This is a genomic window from Avibacterium gallinarum (genome assembly GCF_002921135.1).
Classification (GTDB): domain Bacteria; phylum Pseudomonadota; class Gammaproteobacteria; order Enterobacterales; family Pasteurellaceae; genus Avibacterium; species Avibacterium gallinarum.
This window is the reverse complement of the sequence record NZ_PQVJ01000018.1, coordinates 32616-47492: the sequence shown is the minus strand read 5'-3', so window position 1 is coordinate 47492 and position 14877 is coordinate 32616. Positions and strand designations below refer to the sequence as shown.

27 protein-coding genes are annotated in these 14877 nt (G+C 43.9%); 4 read left to right on the top strand and 23 right to left on the bottom strand.

Annotated features, from left to right (window positions below):
- Window positions 1-14 precede the first annotated feature (14 nt).
- The 18 genes from C3007_RS07205 to C3007_RS07120 all read right to left on the bottom strand — a co-directional run bounded on the left by C3007_RS07205 (window position 15) and on the right by C3007_RS07120 (window position 10529).
- The gene (locus tag C3007_RS07205; RefSeq protein WP_103853805.1) at window positions 15-428 is read right to left on the bottom strand and encodes a hypothetical protein; all 414 of its coding nucleotides are present in this window, start codon (window positions 426-428) and stop codon (window positions 15-17) included.
- Between the two features lie 60 nt (window positions 429-488).
- Window positions 489-1142: a phage tail protein gene (locus tag C3007_RS07200; RefSeq protein ID WP_103853804.1), complete on the bottom strand. Its 654-nt coding sequence runs from the start codon at window positions 1140-1142 to the stop codon at window positions 489-491.
- Between the two features lie 3 nt (window positions 1143-1145).
- A complete protein-coding gene (locus C3007_RS07195) occupies window positions 1146-1490 on the bottom strand; it encodes a DUF3168 domain-containing protein (RefSeq protein ID WP_103853803.1) in 345 nt (114 codons plus the stop codon).
- Complete coding sequence (locus tag C3007_RS07190) at window positions 1487-1966, bottom strand: HK97-gp10 family putative phage morphogenesis protein (RefSeq protein ID WP_103853802.1); 480 nt, start codon at window positions 1964-1966, stop codon at window positions 1487-1489. Before C3007_RS07190 ends, C3007_RS07195 begins: the two co-directional genes overlap by 4 nt.
- Entirely contained in the window at window positions 1959-2282 is a 324-nt protein-coding gene (locus tag C3007_RS07185; protein ID WP_103853801.1) for a phage head closure protein, read from the bottom strand. Before C3007_RS07185 ends, C3007_RS07190 begins: the two co-directional genes overlap by 8 nt.
- A complete protein-coding gene (locus C3007_RS07180; RefSeq protein ID WP_103853800.1) occupies window positions 2283-2597 on the bottom strand; it encodes a head-tail connector protein in 315 nt (104 codons plus the stop codon).
- A gap of 52 nt (window positions 2598-2649) precedes the next feature.
- Window positions 2650-3849 (bottom strand): phage major capsid protein, encoded by a 1200-nt coding sequence (locus C3007_RS07175; protein WP_103853799.1) that lies wholly within the window; start codon window positions 3847-3849, stop codon window positions 2650-2652.
- Between the two features lies 1 nt (window position 3850).
- Window positions 3851-4510 carry an HK97 family phage prohead protease gene (locus tag C3007_RS07170; protein ID WP_065231297.1) on the bottom strand — a complete coding sequence of 220 codons (660 nt, stop codon included), beginning with the start codon at window positions 4508-4510 and terminating at the stop codon, window positions 3851-3853.
- Entirely contained in the window at window positions 4494-5738 is a 1245-nt protein-coding gene (locus C3007_RS07165) for a phage portal protein (protein ID WP_103853798.1), read from the bottom strand. The genes C3007_RS07170 and C3007_RS07165 overlap by 17 nt, the downstream gene beginning before the upstream one ends.
- A complete protein-coding gene (locus C3007_RS07160) occupies window positions 5735-7246 on the bottom strand; it encodes a terminase large subunit (protein WP_103853797.1) in 1512 nt (503 codons plus the stop codon). The genes C3007_RS07165 and C3007_RS07160 overlap by 4 nt, the downstream gene beginning before the upstream one ends.
- Window positions 7246-7710: a terminase gene (locus tag C3007_RS07155; protein ID WP_103853796.1), complete on the bottom strand. Its 465-nt coding sequence runs from the start codon at window positions 7708-7710 to the stop codon at window positions 7246-7248. Before C3007_RS07155 ends, C3007_RS07160 begins: the two co-directional genes overlap by 1 nt.
- 98 nt (window positions 7711-7808) lie before the next feature.
- The gene (locus C3007_RS07150) at window positions 7809-8132 is read right to left on the bottom strand and encodes an HNH endonuclease (RefSeq protein WP_103853795.1); all 324 of its coding nucleotides are present in this window, start codon (window positions 8130-8132) and stop codon (window positions 7809-7811) included.
- Window positions 8129-8338, bottom strand: a complete 210-nt coding sequence (gene lysC / locus C3007_RS07145) for an Rz1-like lysis system protein LysC (protein WP_243397671.1) — start codon at window positions 8336-8338, stop codon at window positions 8129-8131. Before lysC ends, C3007_RS07150 begins: the two co-directional genes overlap by 4 nt.
- A complete protein-coding gene (locus tag C3007_RS07140; RefSeq protein ID WP_103853794.1) occupies window positions 8307-8648 on the bottom strand; it encodes a DUF2570 family protein in 342 nt (113 codons plus the stop codon). The genes lysC and C3007_RS07140 overlap by 32 nt, the downstream gene beginning before the upstream one ends.
- Complete coding sequence (locus C3007_RS07135; protein ID WP_103853793.1) at window positions 8621-9142, bottom strand: lysozyme; 522 nt, start codon at window positions 9140-9142, stop codon at window positions 8621-8623. The genes C3007_RS07140 and C3007_RS07135 overlap by 28 nt, the downstream gene beginning before the upstream one ends.
- A complete protein-coding gene (locus tag C3007_RS07130) occupies window positions 9139-9384 on the bottom strand; it encodes a phage holin family protein (RefSeq protein WP_172459846.1) in 246 nt (81 codons plus the stop codon). The genes C3007_RS07135 and C3007_RS07130 overlap by 4 nt, the downstream gene beginning before the upstream one ends.
- Before the next feature lie 150 nt (window positions 9385-9534).
- On the bottom strand, window positions 9535-9939 hold the full coding sequence (locus C3007_RS07125; protein ID WP_103853792.1) for a hypothetical protein: 405 nt from the start codon (window positions 9937-9939) through the stop codon (window positions 9535-9537).
- Window positions 9930-10529 carry a recombination protein NinG gene (locus C3007_RS07120; RefSeq protein WP_103853791.1) on the bottom strand — a complete coding sequence of 200 codons (600 nt, stop codon included), beginning with the start codon at window positions 10527-10529 and terminating at the stop codon, window positions 9930-9932. Before C3007_RS07120 ends, C3007_RS07125 begins: the two co-directional genes overlap by 10 nt.
- Window positions 10530-10637: 108 nt before the next feature.
- On the opposite strand from C3007_RS07120, the gene C3007_RS07115 reads away from it, so the two are divergent.
- The 4 genes from C3007_RS07115 to C3007_RS07100 all read left to right on the top strand — a co-directional run bounded on the left by C3007_RS07115 (window position 10638) and on the right by C3007_RS07100 (window position 12469).
- A complete protein-coding gene (locus tag C3007_RS07115) occupies window positions 10638-10814 on the top strand; it encodes a type II toxin-antitoxin system HicA family toxin (RefSeq protein WP_017807336.1) in 177 nt (58 codons plus the stop codon).
- Between the two features lie 21 nt (window positions 10815-10835).
- Entirely contained in the window at window positions 10836-11240 is a 405-nt protein-coding gene (locus tag C3007_RS07110; RefSeq protein ID WP_017807335.1) for a type II toxin-antitoxin system HicB family antitoxin, read from the top strand.
- Window positions 11241-11517: 277 nt separating this feature from the next.
- Window positions 11518-12168: a P22AR C-terminal domain-containing protein gene (locus C3007_RS07105; protein WP_103853790.1), complete on the top strand. Its 651-nt coding sequence runs from the start codon at window positions 11518-11520 to the stop codon at window positions 12166-12168.
- Between the two features lie 64 nt (window positions 12169-12232).
- Complete coding sequence (locus C3007_RS07100; protein ID WP_103853789.1) at window positions 12233-12469, top strand: hypothetical protein; 237 nt, start codon at window positions 12233-12235, stop codon at window positions 12467-12469.
- Window positions 12470-12579: 110 nt separating this feature from the next.
- On the opposite strand, the gene C3007_RS07095 is transcribed toward C3007_RS07100, so the two are convergent.
- Genes C3007_RS07095 through C3007_RS07075 form a run of 5 tightly spaced genes read right to left on the bottom strand, consistent with a single transcriptional unit; the run spans window position 12580 to window position 14854 of the window.
- On the bottom strand, window positions 12580-13005 hold the full coding sequence (locus C3007_RS07095) for a recombination protein NinB (RefSeq protein ID WP_103853788.1): 426 nt from the start codon (window positions 13003-13005) through the stop codon (window positions 12580-12582).
- Window positions 12995-13222, bottom strand: a complete 228-nt coding sequence (locus C3007_RS07090; protein WP_103853787.1) for a hypothetical protein — start codon at window positions 13220-13222, stop codon at window positions 12995-12997. The genes C3007_RS07095 and C3007_RS07090 overlap by 11 nt, the downstream gene beginning before the upstream one ends.
- Window positions 13222-13899: a replication protein P gene (locus tag C3007_RS07085; protein ID WP_103853786.1), complete on the bottom strand. Its 678-nt coding sequence runs from the start codon at window positions 13897-13899 to the stop codon at window positions 13222-13224. The genes C3007_RS07090 and C3007_RS07085 overlap by 1 nt, the downstream gene beginning before the upstream one ends.
- On the bottom strand, window positions 13899-14612 hold the full coding sequence (locus tag C3007_RS07080) for a helix-turn-helix domain-containing protein (protein ID WP_103853785.1): 714 nt from the start codon (window positions 14610-14612) through the stop codon (window positions 13899-13901). Before C3007_RS07080 ends, C3007_RS07085 begins: the two co-directional genes overlap by 1 nt.
- The gene (locus tag C3007_RS07075; protein ID WP_103853784.1) at window positions 14612-14854 is read right to left on the bottom strand and encodes a helix-turn-helix domain-containing protein; all 243 of its coding nucleotides are present in this window, start codon (window positions 14852-14854) and stop codon (window positions 14612-14614) included. Before C3007_RS07075 ends, C3007_RS07080 begins: the two co-directional genes overlap by 1 nt.
- Between the last annotated feature and the right edge of the window lie 23 nt (window positions 14855-14877).

The window sequence follows — 14877 nt, the reverse complement described above, 5'->3', positions numbered from 1 at the left end:
CGCAAGGGAGAGGGTTAATTGGAACTTGCGTCGGGCGGTGAGTTTTTTGTCTCTTCCTCACTCTTAATGGCATCGGTTAATTTCTTAAAGATGTCATTATCTAGCTGAGAAAGCGCCTCTAAATCGGCGTTGTTATTCGGTTCAAACAGATTTTTCCCTTGCTCATCGCACAAACGCATTGCTAAGGTTCGGGATAACGCATAAGGATCATAGATTTGCGTCAATTGCTTAGTGAGTTCCTCTTCATTCTCTAAGTTCAACTCAATGCCTTGCTCTTTAGCAATTCGCATTAAACGGTGCTGTTGACCGTAAATTTGTTCATTCACTTCACCCACGGTTAATTCGCGAATAAAATAGTCTGCGCCGTCAATCTCAATTTTTTTGAGTTTAGGTTTGGTAGCCAATAATAAATCTCTTGTACCTTTCATTTGTTGATTTCCTTAAAATGTTTATAAAAAACACCGCACTTTTTATCGTGCGGTGGTGGATTATGCGACTGGTAATAAATAATCACGTTTGGATTGTTTAATGGTTACGCCTGATTCAAACTTGCCTTTGACCTCACCGCTAATGTTGGTGCTGGTTTGGATAAAGCCTGTGCCGTAAAGCGATCCTTGATTATTTTTGAACACAATCAAATAAGGGAACGTTTCTTTGCCGTAGAACTTCTTACGCAAATCCGCTTGCATTGCGGTAGCGGGTGCCCAAAAGAATGTGAGTTTGACGTTACCAAACTCAATATCGCCCGGTTCGGTTTCAGTGCCTTCGCTACACATCGTGGTAACATCTTCTTCCGAAAGCGTGTCGCCGTCTTTTTCAATGTTTTTGATGGCACAGAAGTTGGAAGACCAGGTTACACGCGCCACTTTGGCGTTGGTAAAGCTAGTTGGCTTATCTTGTCCCGCCCAATTCACTTCATCGGCAAAAAGGATGTCGTTGGTTTGCACTTCTTTCACTGGGTAATAGCCGTCTAACGAGCCAAGCCCAGTAATGCGGAGCAAATCCCCCTTTTTGTAACCGCTATTGGCTACGGTGATTTTGGCATTAGGAGTAATTTCGCACGCGGTGATACTTTTTTCCGCTTCAACGCCCTTGCCGATATAAAATTTTGTCCCCTGAAATGGGGTGGTTTGTGTGGCCATAAGTTATTCTCCATAAGCTATTTGATACGTCACTACACGGCGGTGTAGCTTGGTATCGGGTTCATAATCACTAAAATCCGAAATGCGTTCGGCAAAATCAAATTCATCTTCTATCGCTTCAAACAATGCTTCGCGCAAGTTAAAGATGTCATCCACTTGATTGCTGTAAATGTCGATTTGCACTTGGTAATCATCTAAATCCCCATCTTCTAGGGCAGAATTTGGGGTGATGGTGGGGAATTGATACACAATGACGGGATAGGTCGTATTGGTATCAGGGATCACTTCATAAAAACAACGCCCTGCAACCAAAGGCGACAGGGCGTTAAATAAGTCGTGTTGGATCATTTGTTTCCTTCCCTTAAGATTTCCTCTCGTAAGGTAGTAATAATGGCATTAGCGGCTTGGTCTTTCGTTTGCTCAAAGGCAGTACGCAAGAAAGGGCGTGCCGGCATTTTTGATGTGCCGAACTCAACAAATCGCCAATAATACGGATCGTTAGGGTTATACGCCCCACCTTTCTGTGTTTTGGCTTTAAATTTTTCGATTTGCTTACCCGAAAGCTTTTTTACACCAATATAGGTGTTAGTTTTGCCATTTCGTCCAATTTTGGTTTTGGATTGAATGGCTTTTTTTAATGTACCTGCACGTCGGTGCGGCACTTTCTCTTTTAAGGTTGGGGCATTATTGCGTGCTTTGTCGCGTACAATCGCCCCACCTTTTCGCATTGCTTTAACGGCAATACGGTTACTTGCTTTTCGGCCGAGTTCTTTCATTGCCGCCGACAACGCCCTTAATCCTTCCACTTTGACTGTGCTAGCCATTGACTTTTTCCTTACACAGTAATTGCAATGCGGTGCTTCGTCCTTGGTAATTCAGCACTTCGACGATTTCAAAATGTCGCTCACCAAAAACGACTCGCATTGTGGGTGTAATACCTGCCCGATAACGTAACCAAATTTGCACGGTAACTTCCGACTGCACCTGTTGCGCGGAAAAATATTCTTTCCCCGTTAAAGGTTTGACTTCCGCCCAACATCTGACAACGTCTTGCCACTGCGCAACCAATGCGCCGTAGTCGTTTTGGGTGTTGATTTGCTGCTGTATCTTGATACGATGACGCAGTTTGCCAATTTGCATTTACACCCCCATTAATCGGTAAGGTTGTATCAGCCGCCAAACACCTTGCTCAATTTCTTTAGAGGTTATACCTACTACAACGCTTTCTCGATGTTCATACCAGTGGGCAATGGTCATTAGCATTGCCTGTTTAATTGCCGCATTTGCCACAAGTCCCATTGACTCTTCTTCAGGCACACTATCTAGATAGAGTTTGCGCCCAAGTTGGCTTTCAAGGTAGGTTTGCGCGGCGGTTTCATATTGGGTTAAGAGGGTATTTTCCTCGTTATGATCAATACGGCAATGTTGTTTGATAAGCTCAAGCGAGATAAGCATTGGTAAAAATCTCCAAAAAAAGCACCGCACTTGAGTTGTGCGGTGTTAAGGGTTATTTCGTTTTCGCGGCAAGTGTGCCTTTGATAAAGGCCTCTGGACGATATACCGCAAGGGCTAAACGCTCTTCCGCCAAAATGGTCACTAAGTTGCGCACAAAGTCATCTTCGTTTTCCGTTGCAATGGCGATGGCTGAAGCCTGACGGTCAAACACTTGTGCACCGAGACTAAATGCCCCAGTCAAGAAAGTGCCTGCGTTCATTGCTTGTGTTTGCACCACCGGTAAGCCCCATAAAGTTGGCTGTGCGGTACCTTGTGGATTGCCAATAATGTTACGCCCCATACCGTCTTTTTCCAACTCAATTTTTGTCCAATCGATAGGGTTAAGCACATAGCCTGTGGCTGGATATTCTGCAATTAAGGCTTGTAATTGTGCTAATCGCAGTTGATCAATGATGGTGTAGGTCGCCAATTTTGCGGGATCTGCAAACGCAGTAGCTTGCGGTAAAATCCCGTGTAAGGCACCACTTGACCCATCTCCGTTTAATAATTGGCGATCTTCAAACAGCTTTAAGCCATAAATTAAGCGACCGTTAATGTAGCTTTGTAACATTGGTGCATCGTCTAAAATTTGACGAGAGGCTTTCATATAATGGGCAATGGTTTTAACCCCCAGCGTTACTTCGTCAAATTTAATATCGGATTGGGCTTTTTTATCCCCCTCATTCACTTGATACGCCGCCCCATTGGTAAAGCCGGTTTCACGAATGTAGGTGATGGAGTTACTTTGCGTTGTGCCTTTGGCTAACAAGTCGCGAATAGTGAGTGCCTGATCGGGTGGGGTTAACACACCCGGTAATTTATGCTCAGGGATTAATGCTCCTGCTGCACCTGCCGTATTCGTCGTCGCACTGGTAATGGTGGCTTTTACGGATAAATGGGCGGAATTGCCTTTGCGTGGATCTTGCATAAATTTTTGGAAACTGTCTGATTCCATTAACTGTTCTACTAAGGATTTTTCAGCGGTCTCATTGGCTCCACCACGACGAGCGGCTTTTTGCTCTAACTCATCTAATCGGCTTTTCGCTTCGTTCATTGAAGTTAAGGCTTCATCAACTTGCGCTTTTAAGCCCTCTAAGCCTTTTTCGTTGTTCGCCATTTTACCTTGTAGTTCTTCACCTAACCCTTTTACTTGGTCGGTAGCTTTTTTAAACTCGCTGGCGAGCTGTTCAAGATTTTTTTCTGTTTCTGACATATTAATGTTCTCCCGTAATGGATTTAAGAATGGTTAATGCGTTGCTAAGTGATTTTTCTTCAGGCTCGCCCTGAATGAGTTTTTTCAAGCCGTAGCTAGCAACAGTTACGGCTTGTGTTCGTGAAAACCCTAAATCTCTTAGGGCTTTCTCAAATTCGGCAAGAGTAGGCAATCTGCCTTTCTCTAACACGGATTTCACTTTTTCCACACGACTTGCCTCATTGGCGGGAAAAGTAACTACCGAGATTTCTCTTAACTCAATGGCAAGTAATTCTGTCGAGTCCTCTTTTTCATCATAGGCCCACTTATTTACCCGATAGCCAATAGAGAGCCCATCAATGGCACCCGCCATCATTAAAGCGTGCACTTCTTTGGCTTTTGCCACGTCGTTAATCAGTAATCGCCCTTCGCCGTATAAGCCTTTCTCATCTTCTTTAAGCAGTGTCCATACGCCGATAGGCTGATCACGGTCGTGGTTCCATAATACCGGCGGCATTTTGCCTTGCTCTTTCCACATCTTGATGGTGTCTAAAAATGCCCCTTTGCGTACGATCTCATCGTAGGCATCTTTCACATCAAACACGTTGCAATAGCCCGAAAAAAAGCCATCTTCTTTGATGGCTTCGGCTTTAAATAAGAGATCTTTAGTTCGGTTTGTCATTGGTTATGTCCTTTCCGATTTTATCAATCGCGGTCAAATTAAGTTGTACAGTCAGTTGATCTGCGCCCTCCACGGCGGGGAGATTTTCTAATGCCCGCACTTCGTTTCGGGTCATTACGCCATTTTGCAACAGTGCGGTGTAAAAACTCGCTCTTCCTGCGCTGTCTGCACGCAATAACCCTTCTACACTAAAAATAGGGTAAATTTTTGACCGCTCTTCAGGTTTCAGCAATTTGCGTGTAATAGTTTGTTCAATCCGTTTTAGCATTGGATTGAGTGAGTAAGTCAGGAAATTTTGCGTAATTTGCTCTGCACTTGATGCCCAAGATGACGATTTATCCGTGCTATAAATTAATTGAGGCGGTACACCAAAGGCACGGCAAATTTCCTCAATCCCAAAATAGCGGCTTTCCAATAATTGAGCGTCTTGGGGGTTGATCCAACTGCCTGACATATTGGCGGGTTCCATTCCTGCTTCAAGCACCATCCACTTGCCAGCGTTTTCAGGCTTGCCAAATTCGCTTAGCCCCTCTCGCACGCGCTTGCGTTGCTCATCGGATAAAATCCGCTCACCGGTTTTCAGAAAACCTCCCGCTTTTAAATTATTCTTAAAGGCTTTGGCGGCGGCATTATTCGCAGCCGTTTGCAAGCCCATTACTTGTGCTTGGTAGCGAATAGGGGATAATCCAATTAACCCATCAAGGGTAAAACCTCTAAAATGCAAAATATCCCGTTCGGCGTAATTGCCGCCGTCCACGTTATTTTTGGTGTAAATGTAGCGGATTTCACCGTTATCACTGCGTTGCACCTGCATATACTGTGGGTCAAGAATATCCAATGCAACCACACGCTCACCAATCCGATTTATGCGACAATAGGCGTTACCCCATAAATCAAGGTTAGCAATCACCGCTTCCCAAAACTCACTGGCACACATATCCGCATTGGGCGTGTCGTGAATAATTTTGTAAAGAGGGTGATCGCGAGCGATTTGCCGTTGCTCATTTTTAAGGTGGAAAGGCAGTGATGCAATGGTTTGACTGCGTAACCGCACACAAGCCCAAACTGCACTTAATTTTAAGGCGGTTTCGCCATTTACCGTTTCGCCTGCGCCACTTGCCTCACTTACAAAGGGTTCTACAACGCTGCCTTTATCAAGGCGTTTTCCGCCTGAAAACCAGCGTTGGTAAAAACGGCTCCACCAGTTTTTATCATTTAGTGTACTCATCCGATAATCATATCCTGTAAAAATGCATCAATATTCAATGGCGTTTCCGCACTTTCTGCTATACCAAGCGCCATAGCAAGTGCGACCATTCCGTCAATTCGTCCCGTTGCTTTGTGTTTTTCAAATTTTCGGTTGCCGGCTGGATCTTTGGTAATGACTGCGTTTGCCGCACACATCGTTAAAACGGGGTGCATACCGTGGCGCAGTTGTCCATTAAGCAATTGGCTTTCTAAGGTGTCAATTGCCGGCGACATATCCTTAAATCCTTGACCAAAAGGCACTAGGGGCAACGTAATGCCCTGTGCGTCCATTTCTTTTTTGAAAATATCCATTCGCCATCGGTCAAACGCAATTGAGGAAATATCAAAATCACTTAAGATGTCGGCAATATCCCGTACAACGTGAGCATAATCCACGGAGGCACCGGGTGTTGTGCGGATAAAACCTTGTTTTGCCCACACATCATAAGGGCTCCGATCGCGCTTTGCGCGGTCAATCAAACCTTGTTCCGGCGTCCAGAAATAACTATAAACATTGGTTTTGCCGCTTGGATCTTTGGCAACCAGCACCAGCGAGGTTAAGTCTGTTCGGGCGGATAAATCTAAACCGCCATACACACTTAATCCCGTCGGTGGCTGTCCCACTTCGCCATTGGCTTTCCAAACATCTTGCGTAACAAACGTGGATACTGTGCTAACCCGCTGGTTGAGATTCAAATTGCGGAACGTATTTTCAAAACTTGGCATTCGGTTAGCTTTGTCTGCCAATTTTTTGATGTCTTCCTCACTGCGGAACACACCTAACGCAGGATTGGCTTGTTTCCACGCTTTCGGATCAGTAATTTTTAAGTCTTTATCCGCGCTGTAAACGTGGCAAACCGTATGTGGATCGCCACTGTTAATTGCGTCATCAATCCAAATTGAAAGCAAATCTGCGTCATTTGCGGCTTGTGTGCTAATGGTGAGCAATAATGGGCTCTTATGCGCGCCTTGTGCGGTCGTAATCGCATCAACGAAAGCCGATTGACTGCCTTGCACTTGCCCTACTTCATCTAAAATCGCCAGCACTGGCGATAAACCTTGTGCGGTTTTACCATCTGCGGCTAAGGCTTTGTATTCAACATTCATTGGCCGTCCAATCAGCCGCTTACCACTTGGCTTAATATCAACAAGGGTAGTCAGTTTAGGGTTAAGTTGGATCATTTTTACCGCGAGGTTAAACACGAGAGCGGCTTGTTCACGACTCAGCGCGCCACTGACAATCTGGCTATTTAAGATGGCAACAGGCCCCACTAAATGCGCCAGTAATAAACACGCGATAAGTGCCGTTTTTCCATTTTTACGCCCAATCGACAAAATACCGTGTGTGGTACCGTATGGATTGTCATAAACGTCAAAAATAAAGCGTTTTTGGAAATCCTCTAATTTAATCGGGCTTCCTACTAACGCCCCCTCTGGAACAAAACAATATTTTTCAATAAAGGCGATAACTTTTTCTGCCGTCGTCATCAGTTAAACACCCTTGCAATTAAGCCGTCATCATCGTTGATCGCATTCCGCGCCTCTTGATAAAGCTGATTGGTTTTCACTTGATCACGGCTTTCGCCATTTGTGGCACGACTATGAATTTGTAAGCTGCGGCACATTTGGATTTCACGCTTATATAAGTCTTCGATCACATAGTGCAGCGGGTGCATTTTCATTGTGCCGGTGTCTGTTTTTACCCAGCGACGCGCTTGTGTTGCCAATTCGTGTTCGTAGTCATCAATTTCTACATAAAGTTTTGCCAGTTTTACCGCCCGTTCTTGGTCGATCGGCGTCCAACTGTCTAAGGCACGGCTATTGATAATACTGTTCCAATAGCGCGTTTCTAATTTTGTTAATTTTTGTGGTGGTGATAGCTTGGTTTGTGCCGCTTTGGTGGCTAACACTTTTGCAGTGGTGCTATCACTACGCAATTTGCGTCCACTCATAAAAGGCCTCCTAAAGTGCTAAAAAAAGGGTAGAAAAACTGTAATAGCGATCACGCAGAGTTCCCCACGCGGTAGCCCAAGCCGTTTGCCTGAACTTTTTACCCGCCCTCCCCCTTATTGAATGGGTGGTCTGGGTCGATAGGAAATCCACTTGCATCACAGCCAATATGATTAAGTTTTTTAATTTCAGCTTTTTGTTTTGCGCTGTCGTGATGTAACTTACAAAGTGATTGCAAATTATCGGGATCAAAGAATAAATCTAGATTGCCCTTGTGGGGGGTAATGTGGTCCACTACCGTAGCGGGGGTAAGTTTGCCCGCTTGAGCACAGAAAACGCATAAGGGGTGTTTTGCTAATTGGTCTAAGCGTAGTTGCTTCCACGCCTTACGATGATAAAGATGATGCCAACTAGCCCTACTCATTTATGTAACTCCACTTGCCAGTCTCTAATCTTATCAATCCGATTAAGACACATATCACGCTCACGTTTGAGTATCACGGCATACTGTGTTACATCACCATAAGTGCGACCACTAAATGCTGTCTTATCCAAATGCCCTAATAGCACGGGCGGAATGCTTGGGCAATGCGTAGTCTCAATCTGACTGCTGCAAGAACTCAATAACATTACGAGGAGCAGGAGCATTATGAGCGTCCACATTTTTAACCTGCGTTTGAATTGTACGAATAACATTATCGGATTGCTCCCTGATTTTACTTTCTGATTGTGTAACTTCTTGGGTAAGTTGATAATTACGTTTTGCCTCTGCTTTAAGGCTTGCGATAGTTTGGCTTTGCGTGGTGATGGTTTGGGCTTGCATTTGATTTTTGGCTTTTAAGCTACTTATCATCTGTGACTGATACCAAACCCAACCACACAAGCCCAAAATCAGACAAAGTGCGGTGAGATTTAGCCACGTTTTAAACTGGTTAAACATAATGCTTTCTCTTTCTCTCGGCGGACTACTAAGCCTTTCAGAATTTTTCCGCTTGAGTATTTCCATCGCGGGAACTGCTCACACATTGCAGCAATATCACCTTGTTTTGCGTAACGATAAATCGTAGAGGTTTTGAGTTTGCCACAGCCTACGTTAAAGGTCAGCGAGGTTAATGCCTCAAATGCCCCTTGTGGTAAAGCTTTGCCGTTGGCATAACGGTTGACGCACTGTTCCGCTGTTTGAATATCTTTGGCCCAGCGGTCGGCAATCTCTTTATCCGAGTACACCTTGCCAAAAGTAATATCACCCGTTGACCCAATTCCAACCGTCCACACATCCGCAGGGCATTTATACGGCTCACGCATACAACTTTCTGCTTCGCCGATTAATTCCATTCCCTTTTGGGTGGTACGGATTTCATCGGAGTGATTAAGCATTACTAAACCAATGATAGCCACAACCGAACAGCCCGCAATTTTTTTGAAATGCTTCATTTAATATCCAGCCCCTTTTTCAATCTTGCCACTGTGAGCTGATGGATTTCTTCCTTACGCTCTTCATCTCGTTTTTTAGCCTGCCCCTCACGGCAACGCTGATACAAATTAGCAAGTGCGGTAACAATACCAATGGCAAGGCTCAACATCATTAAATTCTGTTGATCACCAAGCCACGCAATAAATCCACCAAAGCCAGACCAGATATAGCTTTGCGTTCCCATATCTTTCATAATTTTCATACTCCGCCTCCTGTTTTCGAGGCAATAAAAAGCCCCGACCGTTTCCGATCAGGGCTGTAAAAATTCATTCGTGCGTTTTAAACGTGCAAAACCGCACTATAGATAAAATCATACACTTTTAGTTCGGACAAAACAAGCGTTTTTTATACATCACGCCAAGAAAATGCACTTGTTTTTACTTAACATCAATTTCAATGCCGTTTCAGCGATTTTCATCTGCTCAAAATAACGTGTTTTCTTAATCTCAAACCTTTCCAAAATCCCCATTCTTACTAACGCACGATTGTGATCGTACTCATTATAAAGTGGCAAACGGTAAGCGTAAGTTGCCATAAATAAATCGTAAAGCTCAGGGGTGGTTTTCCGCATCACCAACACACAACGTTCAATTTCTTCCGCCAATGGCTCACTGATTGGATCGGCGCGTCTTTTGCTTTCATCAATCGGCGTGGGAATGCTCACCGAAAGGCAAGGATATTCCGTGCCTAATCGTGGTGTGGCCCAATAGCCCCATTGCGTGCAAACTTTTTTAATATCGTTAAAAACTAATTCCATTGCTTACCTCGCTTTTCTAATAACTTCACTTTCCGCTCAAAAATCCGCTTAATCCGCCTTAAATCCTCATCGCTATAATGCCTTGGGCGTTGGTCGCTTTCGATTTCTCGCACCTTTTCGATTCCCAAACGCTCAATCAGCCCTACGCGATATTCGTGGTAATTTCCGCCCAACCATCGATTGCAGCGTTTGCATTGACCAAAAATATTAAGCGTATAAAACCGCAAGTGCGGGGCTGAACCACGGCTACGATAATGCCCCGCATCAAATCCCCCGCCTAATTTCTCGCTAATCAACGGCGTACCGCACGAGATACATTCCTTATTCGCATCACGAAAACGGATATATTTATTCACCGCACTTTGAGCTTCAGCAATGAGCTGATGATGCGTTTTCAACCCCTCTTTCACCGTCCGAATTTTTGCTTTTTCCGCCCGCACTTTTTCACGCTCTGCTTTTTCCCGCTGCTTCGCCTGCTTCAGCCTCGCCAACGCCACCCCACATTCAGGGCTACACCATTGCCGAAAGCTGTCATAGGTTTCAAAACGTTCACCACAGATTTTGCATTTTCGTTTTCGTATTTTTGTCATTCATACCTCAAAAAAAATACACATTATCGCCACAAAAATATTGACACACGCCTAATAAATACTTATAATACACACATTAATTAACAACACATCGAGGAGAAAACAAATGTGAACAGCAAACAAATGATAAAATTGCTCAAACAAGATGGTTGGTATCTTGATAGCATAAATGGAAGCCACCACCATTTTGAGCATCATCAAAAAAAGGGAAAAGTTACCGTTCCCCACCCAAGAGCCGAATTAGGACATCTTGAAAAATTAATCAGAAAACAAGCGGGGCTATAAGCCCCTTTAAGGAGAAAATCAATGTTATATCCAATCGCACTTGAAAAAGTTACTGATGGTTATGTTGTCTCCGTGCCTGATATTCCTGGCTGTTTTTCAGCTGGTGATACATTGGAAGAGGCATATAACAATGTAAAACAAGCTATCACATCACATCTGGAGTTAGTTGTCCGAGACAATGAAGAAGTTCCTCTACCAACCCCGCTAGAAGAACATAAAGCCAATCCAGATTATCAAAGCGTTGATATTTTCTTTGGCGTTGTTGATGTTGATATTAGCCACCTCTTAGGGAAAGCTGAACGTATCAACATCACAATGCCAGCCTACTTAATTAAACGTATTGATGAGTTTGTCGCTACACACCCACATTACAAAAACCGTAGTCATTTTCTTGCCTCAGTCAGCGCAGATAAAATAATGGCTTAATATCCCCCTTACGCTTGACATTCTCCTCGGTCAAGCGTAGGATTTAACTCAAAGGTGCTTCAAAACGCCTTTTAAAATACCTACAGTCGCCATTCACTGCGTCAATGTGATTTTTTTGTATCTGAAATTTGGTGTTTCTCCTTTTCTCAACCAAATTCAATACAAATAATAAATTCAATCTATGGATAGGGTGGTGAGGAAATAACCAATACCCACGCCGTCACTGTAGCGGTTTTGAACACCCTATCCGCCCAACCTATTCAAAAGGAAATACAGTATGTCAAATCAACTTTTCAACTTTAATTCAAGCCCTGTTCGTATTGAAATTTTCGACAATCAACCGTTTTTCTGTTTGCTTGATGTTTGCAGAATTTTTCAAATCCAAAATTCCCGTAGAGTTCAAAGCCAGATGCTAGATCCTCAAGGTGTACGTCTAGCGTACGCTTTGGCAAAAGATGAAAAACAACGTAAAACTGCCTTCATCAATGAACCCAATTTATATCGGATCATTTTTCGTAGTGAAAAACCCATCGCAAAATCATTCCAAAACTGGGTATTTGAAGAAGTTCTTCCACAAATCCGCAAAACTGGAAAATACAGTTTACAAAATCAACAACTCGCCCTACCTGAACCCGAAAAGAAATACACTTTTGAATTCACCGAGTACGAGCTTGAACAACTTGCTTGGTTATGGTTCAGCCACAAACGAATGAATACCCTACTCGCCGAGCTTTACGAGCCACTCAACGCCCTAGGCTCAACATATAGTGGTGCGGTTTACAGCCACGCCTACGAGTACAAACGCCATTATGAAGAAAGCCAAGCCACCCTACAGCGTTTAACTCAACCATTTGCCCAATCGAAAAAACTCAACTGGCAACGGGTTATCCCTAAAATCAACCCAACAAAAAAGCTGCTTGATTTCTAAAACTCGCCAAAATCCAACCGCACTTCGGTGCGGTTTTTGTTATACTGCCCTCAAGGAGGACAAAATGTTAAATTTATTCAAAAAACCAATTGAAATTGAAACCCTTGATGACTGGGCGAAAATGTCCATCGACATCGCAAAGGTTGCAATTTTGGCAATACCTGTTATTCTCTTTAACAGTGAACCATTACTTCTAAAAATTATTAAAACCGTTTTTCTCATTATCGGTGCATACAGTGGTTTGATCGTGCATCGACAATTGAAACGAGTTAAATCCCAACGCAAGGAGGAAAAGCAATGAATCTCACTATCGGACTTGGCGTTTTCGCACTTGTTATGGTTGCTTGGGCAATCGCTGTACATAAGTTTGTTAAATAACCCCTTTTTACCAACCGCTCTTTTGAGCGGTTTTTAATACCCGTAAAACCTTTGCTTGTCGCTAAATCTCACGCCTTGCTCCGCAGCCCAAGCATCAACATAATCAATTAGACTCGCTAACCGCTTTACGCCCATTTGTGCGGTGCTTTCGCGTAAGTTCACCACTTCTCCCTCAAAGCCAATCGCCATCTCCGCTTGCTCGCCAATGGCAATTTTATGACCGCTCACAAAAAGCATTTTCCACGTTTCAATATCTCGCTTTTTGCCGTTAAAGGTGCATTGCTTGGCAATATCCGTTAGCATTGCGTGAAGTTTTGCATTCTGTGCTAACGTACGCGTTAAGGGCTTTATTTCCACCACCACAGGGCTTTTCTCATCTAAGGCAAGGGAATGTATTACCCCGATGGCATTCGCTTGTATGCGTGCATTACGCAAGAAAAAGCGTTGTTTAGTTTCCATCGCTTTCAATCCCTAACTCATCAAGACTAAAATACCCACAAGATTTTGTACGATTCACCCACACAAATTCCCCCATACGATCGTGTTTAGCTTCTTTCAGCTTCCCTTCACAGCGGAATCTATCGTCTGAATATTCACCGATAAAAGCATTCACAGGTTGCCTATCCCATAAATCCGACAATTCTCCACCGCACTTCGGGCATTTGTATTTAGTCATCACAAAATCCCCAAAGCTGCTTTGCAGGCGGCAATGCCGCGCAGGTTAATCTCACGTTGTCTTTCAGGCGGCACAAAGCTCGGTTTCTTTGGCAGGGTGATTTGCGGTTTAGGCAACGTTTCGCCCGCTTCCAAGCGTGCTGCCATCGCTTTCAACGCTTTGGTCACTGCTTTGCGCAATTTTTCTTCCGTGGCTTCTCGGTTGTTGCAATACAAATCCGTCAGCAACCAATATTCCGCATCGTTCTCAAAGTGGAATTTGTGGATTTCCAGCATTCCGTAGCTTTGAAATTTTTTCAGCCGTTGGTAAAGCTCGTCTTCGCTCGGTAAGCCTAACACTTCAAAGCGATCTTGCTTGCACCAAGTGATAAATTGCCCCACGCTTGGAAAAAATGGCTTATTCTCACGCTCCGCTTGAGCAATACCACGCTTAAATTGAGCGGCGCTAGTTACCCCGTTATTCACCAAAGCTTCAAGCCAAAGGTGCTTGGCTTCTTGGTATCCTTCTTCATCGTCAAATGCGGCTTGCCACGCGGGGAATATCGCTTTTAGGCGAACGAACAGACGATCGACAAATTTGGCAACGTGCGGTGGAATTTCTTGTTTGCCCACAGGAGCGTGATAACTTGGTTCACGCCCAATTGCATTCTGCAGTTGTGTTGCTGTAACTTGGTTCATCAATACCCCCGAATCTCAATGGTTTTGCCACGCCACCAGCTATCGTCATCGTCGCTGAATTTTGGCTTTTTGCTGTCCGCAATTTTCCAATCCCAATCGGCTTGAAAGCCTTGCCAGCCACGTTCAATCATCATCGCCACCACCTCCCCGAGTGGCAATTTGGCTAAATCCGCTTGTTTTTTCAGTCGCGCCATCGCCGTGTTGGTGATTACCGCACGTTTGGCTTTTCGGTGTTGGATAAAATCTTCTGCAAGTTCCCCTTCAATGCCAAAACTTGCCAAAATTTCCACCGCACTTTGCGATTTTTTTTGCGAAGTTTTTTTATGGTTAATTGACTGGTTAATAGAGTGACTGGTTCTGGGTGAAATATTTTCACTAGGGGGTGGTGAAATATTTTCACTATCTGGTGAAGCATTTTCACTAGCTGGTGAAGAATGTTCACCATCTTTCTTAAGACGCAGAATGTACAAGTTTGAAGTATTTCCTTCTTTCGTTTTGCGCTCTTTTTTCTCAATCCAACCCATCTCAATCAGCGCTTCAATGTGTGAGATCGCACTGCGACGAGTGATCTCGCATTGGTCAGCGATATGTTGATAAGAAGGAAAGCAAACGCCGTCATCATTGGCATTATCCGCCAATTTAAGCAAAACAAGTTTACGAGTAGCATTCCCAACTTTACATTGCATTGCTTTAACCATTAAGAGCATACTCATTACACAGTCTCCATTAGCCAATAAGCCTTATAACGCTTGCCAGAATTTGGATCTTTCATCATCTCATCAGTGATGGGATAACCCTGCTCACGCAAATCCAAAATACGGGCAGAAAGACGCATACAGCCAAAGCGATTTAACGCCTCAAGTGCTGTGATTTTTTTACCTGTTTTTAGATAAGCCAAGATTTTGTTACATTGGCTTTGACTTTGTTTTTCGTTTGGATTAATATTTTCTTCCATAGTTAATTCCTAAATTGATTAGC

What these genes read in the sequence shown, in the direction of transcription:
- C3007_RS07205 (WP_103853805.1), bottom strand. Translation starts at nt 428, where the DNA reads ATGAAAGGTACAAGAGATTTATTATTGGCTACCAAACCTAAACTCAAA.
- C3007_RS07200 (WP_103853804.1), bottom strand. Translation starts at nt 1,142, where the DNA reads ATGGCCACACAAACCACCCCATTTCAGGGGACAAAATTTTATATCGGC.
- C3007_RS07195 (WP_103853803.1), bottom strand. Translation starts at nt 1,490, where the DNA reads ATGATCCAACACGACTTATTTAACGCCCTGTCGCCTTTGGTTGCAGGG.
- C3007_RS07190 (WP_103853802.1), bottom strand. Translation starts at nt 1,966, where the DNA reads ATGGCTAGCACAGTCAAAGTGGAAGGATTAAGGGCGTTGTCGGCGGCA.
- C3007_RS07185 (WP_103853801.1), bottom strand. Translation starts at nt 2,282, where the DNA reads ATGCAAATTGGCAAACTGCGTCATCGTATCAAGATACAGCAGCAAATC.
- C3007_RS07180 (WP_103853800.1), bottom strand. Translation starts at nt 2,597, where the DNA reads ATGCTTATCTCGCTTGAGCTTATCAAACAACATTGCCGTATTGATCAT.
- C3007_RS07175 (WP_103853799.1), bottom strand. Translation starts at nt 3,849, where the DNA reads ATGTCAGAAACAGAAAAAAATCTTGAACAGCTCGCCAGCGAGTTTAAA.
- C3007_RS07170 (WP_065231297.1), bottom strand. Translation starts at nt 4,510, where the DNA reads ATGACAAACCGAACTAAAGATCTCTTATTTAAAGCCGAAGCCATCAAA.
- C3007_RS07165 (WP_103853798.1), bottom strand. Translation starts at nt 5,738, where the DNA reads ATGAGTACACTAAATGATAAAAACTGGTGGAGCCGTTTTTACCAACGC.
- C3007_RS07160 (WP_103853797.1), bottom strand. Translation starts at nt 7,246, where the DNA reads ATGACGACGGCAGAAAAAGTTATCGCCTTTATTGAAAAATATTGTTTT.
- C3007_RS07155 (WP_103853796.1), bottom strand. Translation starts at nt 7,710, where the DNA reads ATGAGTGGACGCAAATTGCGTAGTGATAGCACCACTGCAAAAGTGTTA.
- C3007_RS07150 (WP_103853795.1), bottom strand. Translation starts at nt 8,132, where the DNA reads ATGAGTAGGGCTAGTTGGCATCATCTTTATCATCGTAAGGCGTGGAAG.
- lysC (WP_243397671.1), bottom strand. Translation starts at nt 8,338, where the DNA reads ATGTTATTGAGTTCTTGCAGCAGTCAGATTGAGACTACGCATTGCCCA.
- C3007_RS07140 (WP_103853794.1), bottom strand. Translation starts at nt 8,648, where the DNA reads ATGTTTAACCAGTTTAAAACGTGGCTAAATCTCACCGCACTTTGTCTG.
- C3007_RS07135 (WP_103853793.1), bottom strand. Translation starts at nt 9,142, where the DNA reads ATGAAGCATTTCAAAAAAATTGCGGGCTGTTCGGTTGTGGCTATCATT.
- C3007_RS07130 (WP_172459846.1), bottom strand. Translation starts at nt 9,384, where the DNA reads ATGAAAATTATGAAAGATATGGGAACGCAAAGCTATATCTGGTCTGGC.
- C3007_RS07125 (WP_103853792.1), bottom strand. Translation starts at nt 9,939, where the DNA reads ATGGAATTAGTTTTTAACGATATTAAAAAAGTTTGCACGCAATGGGGC.
- C3007_RS07120 (WP_103853791.1), bottom strand. Translation starts at nt 10,529, where the DNA reads ATGACAAAAATACGAAAACGAAAATGCAAAATCTGTGGTGAACGTTTT.
- C3007_RS07110 (WP_017807335.1), top strand. Translation starts at nt 10,836, where the DNA reads ATGTTATATCCAATCGCACTTGAAAAAGTTACTGATGGTTATGTTGTC.
- C3007_RS07105 (WP_103853790.1), top strand. Translation starts at nt 11,518, where the DNA reads ATGTCAAATCAACTTTTCAACTTTAATTCAAGCCCTGTTCGTATTGAA.
- C3007_RS07100 (WP_103853789.1), top strand. Translation starts at nt 12,233, where the DNA reads ATGTTAAATTTATTCAAAAAACCAATTGAAATTGAAACCCTTGATGAC.
- C3007_RS07095 (WP_103853788.1), bottom strand. Translation starts at nt 13,005, where the DNA reads ATGGAAACTAAACAACGCTTTTTCTTGCGTAATGCACGCATACAAGCG.
- C3007_RS07090 (WP_103853787.1), bottom strand. Translation starts at nt 13,222, where the DNA reads ATGACTAAATACAAATGCCCGAAGTGCGGTGGAGAATTGTCGGATTTA.
- C3007_RS07085 (WP_103853786.1), bottom strand. Translation starts at nt 13,899, where the DNA reads ATGAACCAAGTTACAGCAACACAACTGCAGAATGCAATTGGGCGTGAA.
- C3007_RS07080 (WP_103853785.1), bottom strand. Translation starts at nt 14,612, where the DNA reads ATGAGTATGCTCTTAATGGTTAAAGCAATGCAATGTAAAGTTGGGAAT.
- C3007_RS07075 (WP_103853784.1), bottom strand. Translation starts at nt 14,854, where the DNA reads ATGGAAGAAAATATTAATCCAAACGAAAAACAAAGTCAAAGCCAATGT.